Annotated in this window: 12 protein-coding genes; 8 read left to right on the forward strand and 4 right to left on the reverse strand. The window is 66.1% G+C overall.

The window, feature by feature from the left end; translation table 11 throughout:
• Positions 1-18: 18 nt before the first annotated feature.
• The 5 genes from BMY90_RS08850 (at position 19) to BMY90_RS08870 (ending at position 4,972) form a co-directional block, all read left to right on the forward strand.
• Positions 19-1,242, forward strand: a complete 1,224-nt coding sequence (locus tag BMY90_RS08850) for a hypothetical protein (protein ID WP_245734994.1) — start codon at positions 19-21, stop codon at positions 1,240-1,242.
• Between the two features lie 165 nt (positions 1,243-1,407).
• Positions 1,408-2,616 (forward strand): hypothetical protein, encoded by a 1,209-nt coding sequence (locus BMY90_RS08855; protein WP_245734995.1) that lies wholly within the window; start codon positions 1,408-1,410, stop codon positions 2,614-2,616.
• A 79-nt stretch (positions 2,617-2,695) separates the two neighbouring features.
• Positions 2,696-3,082, forward strand: a complete 387-nt coding sequence (locus BMY90_RS08860) for a BlaI/MecI/CopY family transcriptional regulator (protein ID WP_008208759.1) — start codon at positions 2,696-2,698, stop codon at positions 3,080-3,082.
• A 1-nt stretch (position 3,083) separates the two neighbouring features.
• A complete protein-coding gene (locus BMY90_RS08865; protein WP_008208761.1) occupies positions 3,084-4,340 on the forward strand; it encodes a M56 family metallopeptidase in 1,257 nt (418 codons plus the stop codon).
• Positions 4,341-4,396: 56 nt separating this feature from the next.
• Positions 4,397-4,972, forward strand: a complete 576-nt coding sequence (locus tag BMY90_RS08870) for a C40 family peptidase (RefSeq protein WP_092703336.1) — start codon at positions 4,397-4,399, stop codon at positions 4,970-4,972.
• A gap of 222 nt (positions 4,973-5,194) precedes the next feature.
• Here BMY90_RS08870 and BMY90_RS08875 read toward each other — a convergent pair whose 3' ends face one another.
• Positions 5,195-5,680 carry an FKBP-type peptidyl-prolyl cis-trans isomerase gene (locus BMY90_RS08875; protein WP_008208766.1) on the reverse strand — a complete coding sequence of 162 codons (486 nt, stop codon included), beginning with the start codon at positions 5,678-5,680 and terminating at the stop codon, positions 5,195-5,197.
• A 37-nt stretch (positions 5,681-5,717) separates the two neighbouring features.
• Positions 5,718-6,950 carry an MFS transporter gene (locus BMY90_RS08880; RefSeq protein ID WP_008208767.1) on the reverse strand — a complete coding sequence of 411 codons (1,233 nt, stop codon included), beginning with the start codon at positions 6,948-6,950 and terminating at the stop codon, positions 5,718-5,720.
• Positions 6,951-7,060: 110 nt separating this feature from the next.
• On the opposite strand from BMY90_RS08880, the gene BMY90_RS08885 reads away from it, so the two are divergent.
• Both BMY90_RS08885 and BMY90_RS08890 read left to right on the forward strand, forming a co-directional pair.
• A complete protein-coding gene (locus BMY90_RS08885) occupies positions 7,061-7,759 on the forward strand; it encodes a class I SAM-dependent methyltransferase (protein WP_175481542.1) in 699 nt (232 codons plus the stop codon).
• A gap of 153 nt (positions 7,760-7,912) precedes the next feature.
• Positions 7,913-9,238: a DEAD/DEAH box helicase gene (locus tag BMY90_RS08890; protein ID WP_092703338.1), complete on the forward strand. Its 1,326-nt coding sequence runs from the start codon at positions 7,913-7,915 to the stop codon at positions 9,236-9,238.
• Positions 9,239-9,337: 99 nt separating this feature from the next.
• On the opposite strand, the gene BMY90_RS08895 is transcribed toward BMY90_RS08890, so the two are convergent.
• Positions 9,338-9,892, reverse strand: a complete 555-nt coding sequence (locus BMY90_RS08895) for a GNAT family N-acetyltransferase (protein WP_092703340.1) — start codon at positions 9,890-9,892, stop codon at positions 9,338-9,340.
• Entirely contained in the window at positions 9,889-10,737 is an 849-nt protein-coding gene (gene fghA / locus BMY90_RS08900; RefSeq protein WP_092703372.1) for an S-formylglutathione hydrolase, read from the reverse strand. The genes BMY90_RS08895 and fghA overlap by 4 nt, the downstream gene beginning before the upstream one ends.
• A gap of 245 nt (positions 10,738-10,982) precedes the next feature.
• On the opposite strand from fghA, the gene BMY90_RS08905 reads away from it, so the two are divergent.
• Positions 10,983-12,845 (forward strand): DEAD/DEAH box helicase, encoded by a 1,863-nt coding sequence (locus tag BMY90_RS08905; protein WP_092703342.1) that lies wholly within the window; start codon positions 10,983-10,985, stop codon positions 12,843-12,845.
• The last annotated feature ends 499 nt before the right edge of the window (positions 12,846-13,344 follow it).

Consider the following 13,344-nt stretch of genomic DNA (forward strand, 5'->3'; position numbering starts at 1 on the left):
GACTATCTGCAGAAAACGATGCCGGATCTTGCCAAGCCCGATCGCATCGTGGCCATGCAACTGCTGTCCTCTGCCGAGTGCGAACTCGGCCTCTACAACCAGGCCATACTCGGCTTTCCGCTCAAAATGACGCCACCGGCGGAGCTGGTTCTGCCCCAGGCCTCGCAATGGCGTGCAGCCAGTGCCGTCGACGTCATCAGCCGGCTCGCCGCCGATCGACGCATCGTGATGATCAACGAGGCGCACCACGACGCGCATACCCGCGTGCTTGCCCTGGAACTGTTGCCGCGTTTGCGCGCACTGGGCTTCGATTACTTTGCCGCCGAAGCGCTGGTTGACACGGATCCCGGCCTCGAAAAGCGCGGCTATCCGACCGCGGCCAGCGGTACCGAGTACCTGCAGGAGCCGGTCTATGGCGAGATCGTGCGAGAAGCCATCCGGTTGGGCTTCACCGTCGTGCCCTACGACGTCGAGGGCCATGTGTCGACACAAGCCCGCGACATCGGGCAGGCCGAGAACCTTTACCGGGAAGTCTTTGCCAGGGATGCCCACGCCCGTCTGTTCGTCCTTGCCGGCTACGCCCATATCGACAAGGCCAAGGGGCGACTCGGCAACGTCCTGCCGATGGCCGCGCAGCTGCAGGCGTTGACCGGGTTCGATCCGTTGTCCATCGACCAGACCCAGTTCCTGGAGACCGGCAAGAACCACTCGGGCGATTACCGGCAACTGATTGGTCGCTTCCGCCCGGAGACCGCTTCGGTACTGGTCAACCGCAGCGACGGAAAGGTGTGGAGTGCGAGTCCCGCACTCTACGATGCCAACGTCATCCTTCCGCCGACGGTAACCGTCCGGTCCTTTGGCAACGATCGCATGCTCAACGGCGAGGCCGTCAAGAACGTGACGGATGCGTCGCGCCTGACACTTGGCTCGCTCACCACCATGGACTGGATGCAGCGCCCGGCCTGGCTGTCATTGGAAGGCACGCGCCGCCACGTCGCCATCGACTCATCGTTATGCCGGATGCGCCTGCCCTGTGTCGTCGAAGCGACGTATGCCGACGAACCGGCCGATGCCATCGCAGCCGACCGCTATGCGTTCGTGCGCCCGGATACCGCAAGCGACCTGTATCTGCGGCCCGGGCATTATCGATTGACCGTCAAAGGCCTTGGTGGCAAGACACTGAGCCAGCAAACCATCACGGTCACCGGGCCACGCACGGAATCACTTCCGACGAGCCGGTGAGCTTGCGGCATGCGGACAAACCTCACGATTCGCGCGAGAAAGTCTTGCCCCGTGCCGATCCGTACTGCACGCTGGCTGCCATTCACCTTGGGGCACTCCTGCATGTCGACGCGATCTGCGGCACTTCTGCTGCTGGGCATACTCATGCTTTGCCAAGCCGCCCGCGTGCCTGCCCAAAGCCGTGCTTCCAGCGCAACCACGCGGCCTCGCGACCTGCTTGCCGAACTGAAACCACTGCCGAACGACCTTGCGCGCTACCAGTACCTGCTGACGATCACGTCGACCGGGGAGAACACCACCGCCCGACAACTGCTCGCCTCGGTGGAAGACCAGCTTGGCCTGTACGACGGCGCCATCACCGCGTTTCCGTTCGACAACCGCATCGTGCCGCCGCCGAAGATTCCACTGCCGACACCGGTTGACTGGCGCGCGGAGAATGCCGTCGCGGCGATCGCCGCGCAGGCCAATCGTCATCGCATCGTGATGATCAACGAGGCGCACCACGATGCGCACACGCGCGAACTCACCCTGCTACTGCTGCCAAAGTTGTACGCCGAAGGCTTCCGCTACCTGGCCATCGAGGCACTGGGGTCGACCGACCCGGGGCTGATGAAACGCGGCTACGCCATCAACGGCAGTGGCAGCGAATACCTGCACGAGCCCGTCTACGGCGAAATCGTGCGCCAGGCCATTCGAATCGGCTACATCCTCGTCCCCTATGACTCGGATGCGCCCACCGCATCCGGACGCGAAGCGGGGCAGGCCCGCAATATCTACCGGCAGGTATTCGCAAAAGATCCGCGCGCGAAATTGCTGGTGCATGCCGGCTACGCGCATATCGACAAGGCCCCCGGCAACCTCGGTGACAACGTACAGCCGATGGCCGTGCAACTTGCCCGACTGGCCGGCGTCGAGCCGCTGAGTATCAACCAGACCCAGTTCCGCGATATCGCCCCCGGCAAGCCGGACCCTGGCGCCTATGGCGTGCTGGTCGAACGCTTCCATCCCTTGCAACCCACCGTCTTGCGCAACAGGCAGTCCGGAGCGCTCTGGAGCTCGGACCCGGCGCGGCACGACATCAGCGTGATCCTGCCATCCGCCGGCACCGACTCTCGCCCACACTGGCTCTCGCTCGACGGCAAGCGTCAACCACGCCTGGTCAACACCGACCTCTGCCACGCGCACATTCCGTGCATCGTCGAGGCGCATTACGCCGACGAACCCGACACAGCCACCGCGGCCGATCGCTACACCTTCCTGCACGACGACGAACAGAACATGCTGTATCTGTATCCCGGCCGCTATCGGGTGCGCGCCGTCGATGCAAAAGGCCAGACGCTCGGCAGCCGCACCTTGTTGGTGGACGAGCACTGACGCGCGCTGCTTGCAGTCGATGAATTACTGACGTAATCTGAAGTCGAGACTACGCGTGTAATTCATTGGACCGCCACCCATGCTGCCATCCCCGATCCCCATCAGCGAAGCCGAAAGCCTTGTCATGGAGCCGCTATGGCGCGAATCGCCACTGGCCTCCGAGCAGATCGTCGCCGCCGTGCAGGCGGACAGCGACTGGCACGAGAAAACCATCCGCACCCTGCTCAACCGCCTGCTCGGCAAGGGCGCGGTGAGCGCGGAAAAGGACGGCCGGCGCTATCTCTACTCGCCGGTACTGAGCCGCGAGCAATGGCAATCGCAGGAAAGCCGCAACCTGCTCGATCGCGTGTTCGGCGGCCGGGTGGCACCGCTGCTGGCGCACTTCAGCCGGCACGAGAAACTGAGCGCGAAAGACGTCGACGAGCTGCGCAAGTTGCTCGATGCGATCGAACGCAAGGAGCACTGACATGGATACCGCACTGTTGCGCATGCTGCTGTTCGTCACCGTGGGACTTGGCATCGTGCTGCTCTTGCGCAAACCCGCGCGTCGCCTGTTCGGTGCCGGCCCCGCGTTCACGCTGTGGTGCCTGCCGATCGCGCTGGCGGCAATGCCTTGGCTGCCGGCATCGCCGCACGGCTGGGCGATTTTGCCGCCGATCCATGTGCTGGCGTTCACGCAACCCGTTATCACGACGACCGCTGGCGACCACCCCTGGCACAACGTGCTGCTCGCCTTGTGGCTGCTGGGCGCTGCTGCCGGAGGGCTCCGCCTGATCGTGCACTACCTGCGGCTGTGTCGCGACACCCGGCCCCTGCCGCCCGACATGCGCCGCCATCTGCCCGCGGACTTGTCCGAACGCGATGCCCGCCGGCTGCGCCTGCATCCATCCGGCCCGGCTGTGCTGTGGGCGCCGCGCGCACACGTTCTGCTGCCGGAGGATTTCCACGAGCGCTTCGACATGGCCGAACGCCAGCTCGTGCTACGCCACGAACTTGGCCACGTCCATCGGGGCGATCCGCTGTGGAGCCTGCTGGCGGAACTGGTGGCCGTGCTGCTGTGGTTCCATCCGTTGGCCTGGCTGTCACTGCCGCGCTTCCGTCTCGACCAGGAGCTGGCCTGTGACGAACACGTGCTGCGCGCCTCGCCCAGGGACGATGCCCCGTACGCCCGCACCCTTTTGCGCAGCGCCGGCGTGGCCGCCCAACCCGCCCTGATTCCCTGGCTCATCGAGCCCCAACTGAAGGAGCGACTCACCATGATCCGTCGAAATCATTGCAGTGCCACGCGCCGTCGACTCGGTTACGGGTGTCTCGCCCTGGTGGTGGCGGGCAGCATCTCGCTCGCCCAGGCCGCCACATCCAAACAGGCCGACGTACCGGCCACCCAGGCCATGAGCTACAACGCACAATTCCGTCCGAGGTACCCGGTCGACGCGCTGCACAACAAGGAACAGGGCACCGTCGTCCTTCGGGCGCTGATCCACGCCGATGGCAGCGTGGGCAGCATCAGCTACGACGCCAAGCGCAGCACCACCACGTCCACCGATCTGATCACCTCGGCCAGCGATGCGGTGAAACAGTGGCACTTCCAGCCACGCATGAAGAACGGCAAGGCAGTCGAGGGCTATGCCCGGATACCGATTGACTTCAGCCTCGACGAGCCCAGCGCAACGCCGGCAAAGCAAGTTGAGAAAAATTCTTCGAAAGTGAACCAATCATCTTGATTTGCATGTAATTTGTTGACTTGATAACCTCGGCACGTCTCACCCGAGGTTGTCCCATGCGGTTTGCCAGTGCCCTCAGTTTGTCTGTCCTGCCGCCGCACGCAGCAACGCGGCTGCGACTGGCCACGCTACTGGCCCTGATTCTGCTGCTAGCCGCCTGCGCCAGCAGTCCGCACCGGCACGAACGTACCTTCAAGCCCTCGGATTCCGCGCTGGCCAACGAGCCGGCCCGCGCGCCGACAGGTGAGGTCGCCACCGCCAACGACGTACTGTTCCGGGCGCTGGCGCTGGTCGGCACGCCTTACCACTGGGGCGGCAACACGCCGGAAAGTGGCTTCGACTGCAGTGGGCTGGTGGACTACATCTACCGCCACGGCGCCGACATCGTGCTGCCGCACAGCTCGCGCGACATGGCCCGCACGGATGGCCGCAAAGTGAAAAGCATGCGCAATCTGATGAGCGGCGACCTGGTGTTTTTCGACATCGGCGGCAGCATCAGCCACGTCGGCGTCTACGTGGGCAAGGGGCGTTTCGTGCATGCCCCGAACAGCGGCGGCACCGTGCGCCTGGACGACATCGATGGGCCGTACTGGCGCGACCACTTCGCCTATGGGAAGCGGCTGCTGGATTGATCGAGGCTTTCTCCCTCTCACCGTCGGAGAGAGGCGCGCTTGCGACAAACACGCCTGATTCAGGCCTTCGCAAGCACCCGCCCCTCATCCCAACCTTCCTCGCTCCTCAAGTCTGGCGCCATCCATGGCGCCTCTCCGCGTACTCCCCGACGGAGAGAAGGGGCTAACGGAAAACGGCGCCCATGGGGCGCCGTTTTGCTTTTACCGTGGAAAGCGCACTTTTCAGTGGGCTTCGGCACCCGGTGCATGGGCGTGGCCGTGCTTGATTTCCTCTTCGGTGCCATCCCGGACTTCCTGGATGGCCACGTCGAAATTCAGCGTCTTGCCGGCCATCGGATGGTTGAGATCCACGTCGACCGCACTCATGCCGACCTTGTGCACGGTCACCGCGCGGTGGCCGCCTTCCTTCAGCGCCAGCACGGTGGTCATGCCCGGCTTGAGGTGCTTGGCATCCTGGAAGTACTTCTTCGGCACGCGCTGGATCTGGCCGTCCTGGCGCTCGCCGTAGCCGTCGGCCGGCGCGATCTCGACCTGCAGGTTGTCGCCGGCTTCATGCTCTTCCAGCGCCTTTTCCAGGCCCGGGATCAGCTGGCCGTGGCCGAGCAGGATCCACAACGGTTCATCACGGTCATGCGAGCTCTCGACCTTCTCGCCATCGACGGTGAGCGTGTAGTGGAGTGCGACGACTTTGTCCTTGCCAGCCTTCATTGCCTGTCTCTCGGATGGGTGCAAAACGCGGATTCTATCAGGACGCGGCCCGGCCGAAGCCTATGCCGCGCGCTTCCGGCCCCAGCCACAGCAACAGCGCCAGCACGATGGCCACCACGGCGATCCACGCCGACATGGCAAAGGCGAAGTCGCCGCCGTGGTGATCGGCGATCCAGGTCTGCGCGGTGGCCGTCCCCGCCGCCAGCAGGTTGCCCACCTGGTAGGCAAAGCCCGGCAAGGTGCCGCGCACCTCGTCCGGCGACAATTCGTTGAGATGGGTCGGCACCACGCCCCAGGCGCCCTGCACCATCACCTGGATCAGGAACGCGCCCGCGGCGAGCAACACCAGCGAGCCACCGTACATCCACAGCGGGATCACCGGGATCGCCAGCAGCGCCGCCACGATCATCGCCTTGCGCCGCCCCACCCGCTCTGACCATGCGCCGAAACACAGGCCGCCCACCAGCGCGCCCAGGTTGAGCAGCGCCACCAGCAGGAAGGCCGTGCCGGAGCTCGTGTCCAGGTGCAGGTTCACTTCCTCGAAGGTGTGATACATGTCCTGCGAGCCGTGGCTGAACATGTTGAATGCGGTCATCAACAGCATCAGGTAGATGGCCAGCTTCCAGTGCCCGCGCATGGCGTCGAGCACGTTCACGCGCCGATGTGCCTCGCGGTTCGCCTGCCATGCCGGCGACTCCGGCACCTTGCGGCGGATGTACAGCACCAGCAGGGCCGGCAGCGCACCCACCACGAACAAGCCGCGCCAGCCGATATGGTCGATCAGCAGCCAGTTCGCCAGCGCCGCCAGGAAAAACCCGCAGGGGTAACCGCTCTGCAGCAGGCCGGACACCAGTCCACGCGACTTCGCCGGAATCGACTCCATCGCCAGCGAAGCGCCGATGCCCCATTCGCCGCCCATGCCGATGCCGAACAGAAAGCGCAGCACCAGCAACACCGTCAGCGACGGCGAGAACGCGGTAGCCAGCTCGAACACCGAAAACAGGATCACGTCCAGCATCAGGATCGGCCGACGTCCGAAGCGATCCGCCAACCGACCGAAGATCAGCGCACCGATCGGTCGCGCCGCCAGGGTCAGGAACAGGCCGTAGGTCACCGCTTCCTTGCTGGCGTGGAATTCGTGCGCCACACCGAGCACCACGAAGGTGAGCAGGAAGTAGTCGAACGCATCCAGCGTCCAGCCGAGGAAACTGGCCAGCACGGTGTGCCGCTGCTCGTGGCTCAGCTCACGCAAGGGTGCCAGGAACGTCATGCCACGGCTCCGGAAGAGGGTCTGCGCGCAGGCTAGCATGCGCCCGCACCGCCGCTGCATCGAAGCGCAAGCATTTGCGTCGACGCATGGTTTGCGGCCACCATCGGGGCATGGCTCCGTCAACGACGCAACCCGGCGGCAACCCGCGGCCGCAGTCCGATCGCACCATCCGGCACGCCATCGCCAGCCGTTACGACACGCACGGCCGGCGAGGCTACGTCCGCGGCAAGCTGGCTGGCGACCCGGTCTATGCCGCGATGGCCGGCGTGCTTGCCGGCGCCGAGCCGCTGCCCCTGCTGGACATCGGCTGCGGCATGGGCCTGCTGGGCCAGTACCTGCACGCCCATGGCGCCCTGCATGGTTATCTCGGCATCGACCACGACGAACGCAAGATCGCCTCGGCCCGCCACGCGGCCGCTGCGCTGGGCAACGGCCTGCAATGGCGCTGCACCGATGCCGCCGAACTGCCCGACTTCCACGGCCATGTCGCGCTGCTGGACGTGCTGCATTACCTGCGCGCCAATCAGCAGGCAGCCGTGCTGGCGCTGGCGGCCCGGCACCTGGCCCCGGGTGGCCGGCTGGTCATCCGCAACGTGTTGCGCGAACCGAACTGGCGCTACCACGCCACCCGCCTCGAGGAATTCTTCCTGCATGCCACCGGCTGGATGCGTGTGGCGCCGCAGCATTACCCCTCGGCCGACGAGATCCGCACGGAGCTTGAAGGCGCCGGATTGCTGGTACAGACCCGGCCCTTGCGGGGGCATACCCCGTTCAACAGCTACCTGATCGTGGCCCGTCGCCCCCACTGAACCGCCGCCTGGCGAGGCCGGCAGATGGCGTGCCCCGGTTTCCGCTATACTCTGCCGGCGGTTCCCCAACCGTTGCGACTCGCGTCGCCCCATTTCCCCCAAACACCGCAACACGGTTCTGCATGAACGCTCCGGGTTGCACAGGAGTCATTCATGTCTTTCGAATCACTGGGCCTCGTGCCCACGTTGTTGCGTGCGCTCGCCGAACAGGGCTACGCCGAACCCACCCCGATCCAGGCAGCCGCCATTCCCGAGGTGCTGGCCGGCCACGACCTGCTGGCCGCCGCGCAGACCGGCACCGGCAAGACCGCCGCGTTCGCCCTGCCGCTGCTGCAGCGACTGATCGATGCCCCCGCCGCCACGCCGCGCCGCCCGCGCGTGCTGATCCTCACCCCGACCCGTGAGCTGGCCGCGCAGATCGACGACAACCTGCGCGCCTATGCCAAGTACCTGCACGTGCGCAGCGCGGTGATCTTCGGCGGCGTCGGCATGGGTCCGCAGATCAACGCCTTGCGCCGCGGCGTGGACGTGGTGATCGCCACCCCGGGCCGCCTGATCGACCACATGCAGCAGCGCAACATCGAGCTCTCCGGCGTCGACGTGCTGGTGCTGGACGAAGCCGACCGCATGCTCGACATGGGCTTCCTGCCCGCGCTCAAGCGCATCCTCACGGCCGTGCCGAAGCAGCGCCAGACGCTGCTGTTCTCGGCCACCTTCGCCGCACCGATCAAGGCGCTGGCGATGCAGTTCATGCGCCAGCCGCGCGAAGTCTCGGTGAACCCGCCGAATACCGTCACGCAGCTGATCACCCACCACGTGCATCCGGTGGATGCCTCGCGCAAGCGCGACCTGCTGCTGCACGTGCTGAGCCAGGACAGCCGCCGCCAGACGCTGGTGTTCAGCCGCACCAAGCACGGTGCCGACAAGCTGGTGAAGTTCCTGGAGGTGTCCGGCCTGCGCGCCGCCGCGATCCACGGCAACAAGAGCCAGAACGCACGTACCCGCGCGCTCAGCGACTTCAAGAGCGGCCGCGTCACCGTGCTGGTGGCCACTGATATCGCCGCCCGCGGCATCGACATCGACCAGTTGCCGGTGGTGATCAACCACGACCTGCCGATGGTGGCCGAAGACTACGTGCACCGCATCGGCCGCACCGGTCGCGCCGGCTCCGAGGGACTGGCGCTGTCGCTGGTCAGCCACGACGAGTCGGGTCTGCTGCGCGACATCCGCAAGCTGCTCGACCAGGACATCGCGATCACCGAGGTGCCCGGTTTCGAACCGTCAACGCCGCTGCGCCTCGACGCCGGTGCGCCGCGTCCCAAGCAGGGTCAGCGCCAGCCGCGTCCGCTGCGACAGAATGGCAATGGCGCGTCGGCGCAGCGTCCGCATGGCCGTGGCCCGTCGAACGGCAACAACCCGCACGCCGCCGGCAACCGCAAGCGCCGCCGCCCGGGCGGCCGCCCCGCCGCCAAGGCCTGACGATCCTGTCGCCCTGCCACGACGATGTCGTGGCAGGGTTCCCGCACAGCTGACGCGCATCGCAGCGAGCCTGGCTCCACTTGGCGGACGTGTTGCGCCTCAGTCGCCGGGACGCGTTTTCGCCGTCAGCACGTGATCCTGCCACGTGCCGGCGATGCGCAGATAGCTTTTCGCATAACCCTCGCGCTCGAAGCCCAGCCGCGCCAGCAGGCGTGCGCTGCGTTCGTTGATCGGCAAGTGGTTCGCCATCACGCGGTGCAAATCCAGTTCGCCGAAGGCCCAGCCCAGCGCGGCTTGCAGGGCTTCGTACATCAGTCCCTGCCCTTGCGTCCGAGCCGCCGCGCCATAGCCGAGCAGGCAAGCCTGGAACGGGCCGCGCATCACGTTGGCGAAGGTGATCGTGGCGAGGATCTCCGTCTCGCCCGTGTCGAACACGGCCAGCGGATAACCGCGATCGAGCCGTGCCGCTTCGCGCCCGTCGGCAATCGTGCGGGCGCAATGTTCCGGCGTGTAATACGTCGCGTCTCGCAGCGGCTCCCATGGCGCCAGGTGCTCGCGGTTTTCACTGCGATAGCGCAACAGGGCTTGCGTATCCGGGCCCGCCATCAGGCGTATGCGGGTACGCGGTGTTTCGAGTTCCGGCAAGACGATCATGCGAGTCCCAGTGCATCAGCGTGATGGCGCACATGGTCCTCGATGAAACTGGCGATGAACCAGTAGCTATGGTCATAGCCGGCGTGACGACGCAACTGCAGCGATTGCCCGGCCGCGGCACAAGCCTGTTCGAACAAATCGGGCCGCAACTGGGTGTGCAGGAACGGATCGGCTTCGCCCTGGTCGATCAGGATCGTGCCGGGAAAGGTGTGTTGCCGCACCAGCTCGCAGGCATCGTGCCCGGCCCAGGTCGACGCATCGTCACCGAGATAACGCGGGAATGCCTTGCGCCCCCACGGTACCTGCGTGGGCGCCATGATCGGGGCGAAGGCCGACACCGAGCGATAGCACTGCGGATGTTTCAACGCCAGGGTCAGCGCGCCATGGCCTCCCATCGAGTGACCGCACAGCCCGCTGCGCGTCACATCCACCGGAAAGTGTTCCGCCAGCAACGCGGGCAATTCGTCCACCACGTAGCTTTCCATGCGAAAACGCGTCGACCACGGCGCCTGCGTCGCATCGAGGTAGAAACCCGCGCCCTCGCCGAATTCCCAGTCGCCGGTGGCACCATCGAAACCGGTATCGCGCGGGCTGGTGTCGGGCATCACCAGTGCCATGCCCAGCTCGGCGGCCAGTCGCTGCATGCCGGCCTTCAACGTGGCGGTTTCCTCGGTGCAGGTGAGTCCGGCCAGGAAATACAGCAACGGACACGGCCCCTGTGCGGCCTGTGGCGGCAGATACAACGCGAAGCGCATCGGGCCGCCGCACGCCGTCGATGCATGCCGGTAGAAACCCTGCACACCGCCAAAGCAGCGTTGTTCGGAGATCGTCTCGATCGCGCTCATGCTCATCCTCGCCGTGGGGAGGTTCCATGATAGTGGACCGACCCGCGCCACCGGCTGGCCGGCGACCCGCCAACGGCGACCCACGCCAGCCCGCCTCGACACGGGTGGACGTCCAGACGTCCCGGCAAGCGTTTTTTGCATGACGAGCCGCCATGGCCCGGCCGCGCGAGAGCAAGTCCTCGCAGGCTGCTACAATAGTGACCATTCTTTCGCATGCCCTCGCGCATGCCAGCCGAGGTTCCCCCATGTCTGCCCCTTCCTCCGACTCCGCCCCGGCCTCCGCCGGCTTTGGCGCGCTTGCCCTTTCCCCGGAGGTAATGCGCGCACTGACCGACGTCGGCTACGAATCCCCATCGCCGATCCAGGCCGCCACCATCCCGCCGCTGCTGGAAGGCCGCGACGTGCTGGGCCAGGCGCAGACCGGCACCGGCAAGACCGCCGCGTTCGCGCTACCGATCCTGTCACGCATCGACCTCAAGCCCGGCAAGCCGCAGGCGCTGGTGCTGGCGCCCACGCGCGAACTGGCCATCCAGGTAGCCGAGGCATTCCAGCGTTACGCCGCGCACATGCCGGGGTTGCAGGTGCTGCCGATCTACGGTGGCCAGAGCTATGGCCCGCAGCTGCATGCGCTGCGCCGTGGCGTGCAGGTCGTGGTGGGTACGCCGGGCCGGGTGATCGATCACCTGGACAAGGGCACGCTGGATCTCTCCGAGCTGAAGTACCTGGTGCTCGACGAGGCCGACGAGATGCTGCGCATGGGCTTCATCGACGACGTCGAGAAGGTGCTGCAGGCGACGCCGCCCGAGCGCCAGGTGGCCCTGTTCTCCGCCACCATGCCGACGGTGATCCGCAAGATCGCGCAGAAACACCTGAAGGACCCGGTCGAGATCACCATCAAGGCCGCCACCACCACGGCCGCCAACATCCGCCAGCGCTACTGGTTCGTCAGCGGGCTGCACAAGCTCGACGCGATGACGCGCATCCTGGAGGCCGAACCGTTCGACGCGATGATCATCTTCGCGCGCACCAAGCAAGCCACCGAGGAACTGGCCGAAAAGCTGTCCGCGCGCGGTCTGGCCGCTGCCGCGATCAACGGCGACATCGCCCAGCCGCAGCGCGAACGGGTGATCCAGCAGCTCAAGGACGGCAAGCTCGACATCCTCGTCGCCACCGACGTGGCCGCGCGCGGCCTCGACGTGGAGCGCATCAGCCACGTGCTGAACTACGACATTCCGTACGACACCGAAAGCTACGTGCACCGCATCGGCCGTACCGGCCGTGCGGGCCGCAGCGGCGAAGCGATCCTGTTCGTCACGCCGCGCGAGAAAGGCATGCTGCACGCCATCGAACGCGCCACCCGCCAGCGCATCGAAGAGATGAAACTGCCCACCGTCGAAGCAGTGAACAACGTGCGCATCAGCCGCTTCAAGCAGAACATCAGCGACACGCTGGCGGTCGGCGACCTGGCGTTTTTCCAGCAGCTGATCGAGCAGTACGAGCAGGAGCACAACGTGCCGGCAATCGAGATCGCCGCCGCGCTGGCACGCATCTCCCAGGGCGATCGCCCGCTGCTGCTCACGGCGCCGCCGCCGCGCGAATACGCACCGCGCACGAATGATGGCAACAGCCGTCCGCCGCGCCAGCGTGACGACAACAAGCGCCCCTCGCATGATCGTCCGCCCCAGCGCGAGCGTCCGTCCGCGCACGAGCATGTGCACCGCCCCCACGCGACCGAGGCAGGCAAGACCACCTACCGCATCGAAGTCGGTCACGATCACGGCGTGAAGCCGGGCAACATCGTCGGCGCCATCGCCAACGAAGCCGGGCTCGACAGCCAGTTCATCGGTCGCCTCAGCATCCGCGGCGACTACAGCCTGGTCGACCTGCCCGAAGGCATGCCCGCGGAAGTGTTCGAGCACCTGAAGAAGGTCTGGGTGGCGCGCCAGCAGTTGCGCATCCACCCGTGGGACGGCAAGGACACCGACGAGGGGACCAGCGCGCCAGCGCGCGCGCCGGGCGGCTTCCGCAAGCCCGGCGGGTTCAAGCCCGGCGCACGCAAACCGCATGCCCGCGACAGCGGTGGCGGCAAGCCGCCACGACGCAAATAGGCAGACCGTAAACGAATGACCCTCGCCAGGGGTTACCTTGCGCTCAACCGTTCGCGTTGGGCGCAACCCGCGCAGCGGGCGGAGTCGAGACGCCACGCCCGTGCTCGTCATCCCGGCGAAGGCCGGGATCCAGTGGCGACCACACTTGTTCAAGCCACCTGATTAGCTTTCCAGGCCGGCGCGCGGCCATCCGTGCGGAAGAAACATGGGATTCGGAGCATTGAGGCCCGCCGCTCTAGGCTGAAGGAGCGCCGAGCGGGCCAAGACCGACGACACAATGGTGCGTGGTTGCCCGTTGATTAGCATGGTCCTGGGTTACGACGACGACACTGGTGAGTGGTTCACGCCACATCCCGATGAAGAGAGTGAGTATATCGACGTCCCCTTGCCCGCCCGACGCTTCGATGACCTATGTTGGAGATGACCATGGCGACAGGCAAGCGTGGGTTTGAGTTGGCCCATCCGAACGCGGCGGGCATTGACGTGGGTGCGAAAAGCC

Origin of the sequence: Rhodanobacter glycinis, from assembly GCF_900114325.1 — a bacterium.
GTDB classification, from domain to species: domain Bacteria; phylum Pseudomonadota; class Gammaproteobacteria; order Xanthomonadales; family Rhodanobacteraceae; genus Rhodanobacter_A; species Rhodanobacter_A glycinis.

What these genes read in the sequence shown, in the direction of transcription:
- BMY90_RS08850 (WP_245734994.1), top strand. Translation starts at nt 19, where the DNA reads ATGCCGGATCTTGCCAAGCCCGATCGCATCGTGGCCATGCAACTGCTG.
- BMY90_RS08860 (WP_008208759.1), top strand. Translation starts at nt 2,696, where the DNA reads ATGCTGCCATCCCCGATCCCCATCAGCGAAGCCGAAAGCCTTGTCATG.
- BMY90_RS08865 (WP_008208761.1), top strand. Translation starts at nt 3,084, where the DNA reads ATGGATACCGCACTGTTGCGCATGCTGCTGTTCGTCACCGTGGGACTT.
- BMY90_RS08870 (WP_092703336.1), top strand. Translation starts at nt 4,397, where the DNA reads ATGCGGTTTGCCAGTGCCCTCAGTTTGTCTGTCCTGCCGCCGCACGCA.
- BMY90_RS08875 (WP_008208766.1), bottom strand. Translation starts at nt 5,680, where the DNA reads ATGAAGGCTGGCAAGGACAAAGTCGTCGCACTCCACTACACGCTCACC.
- BMY90_RS08880 (WP_008208767.1), bottom strand. Translation starts at nt 6,950, where the DNA reads ATGACGTTCCTGGCACCCTTGCGTGAGCTGAGCCACGAGCAGCGGCAC.
- BMY90_RS08885 (WP_175481542.1), top strand. Translation starts at nt 7,061, where the DNA reads ATGGCTCCGTCAACGACGCAACCCGGCGGCAACCCGCGGCCGCAGTCC.
- BMY90_RS08890 (WP_092703338.1), top strand. Translation starts at nt 7,913, where the DNA reads ATGTCTTTCGAATCACTGGGCCTCGTGCCCACGTTGTTGCGTGCGCTC.
- BMY90_RS08895 (WP_092703340.1), bottom strand. Translation starts at nt 9,892, where the DNA reads ATGATCGTCTTGCCGGAACTCGAAACACCGCGTACCCGCATACGCCTG.
- fghA (WP_092703372.1), bottom strand. Translation starts at nt 10,737, where the DNA reads ATGAGCGCGATCGAGACGATCTCCGAACAACGCTGCTTTGGCGGTGTG.
- BMY90_RS08905 (WP_092703342.1), top strand. Translation starts at nt 10,983, where the DNA reads ATGTCTGCCCCTTCCTCCGACTCCGCCCCGGCCTCCGCCGGCTTTGGC.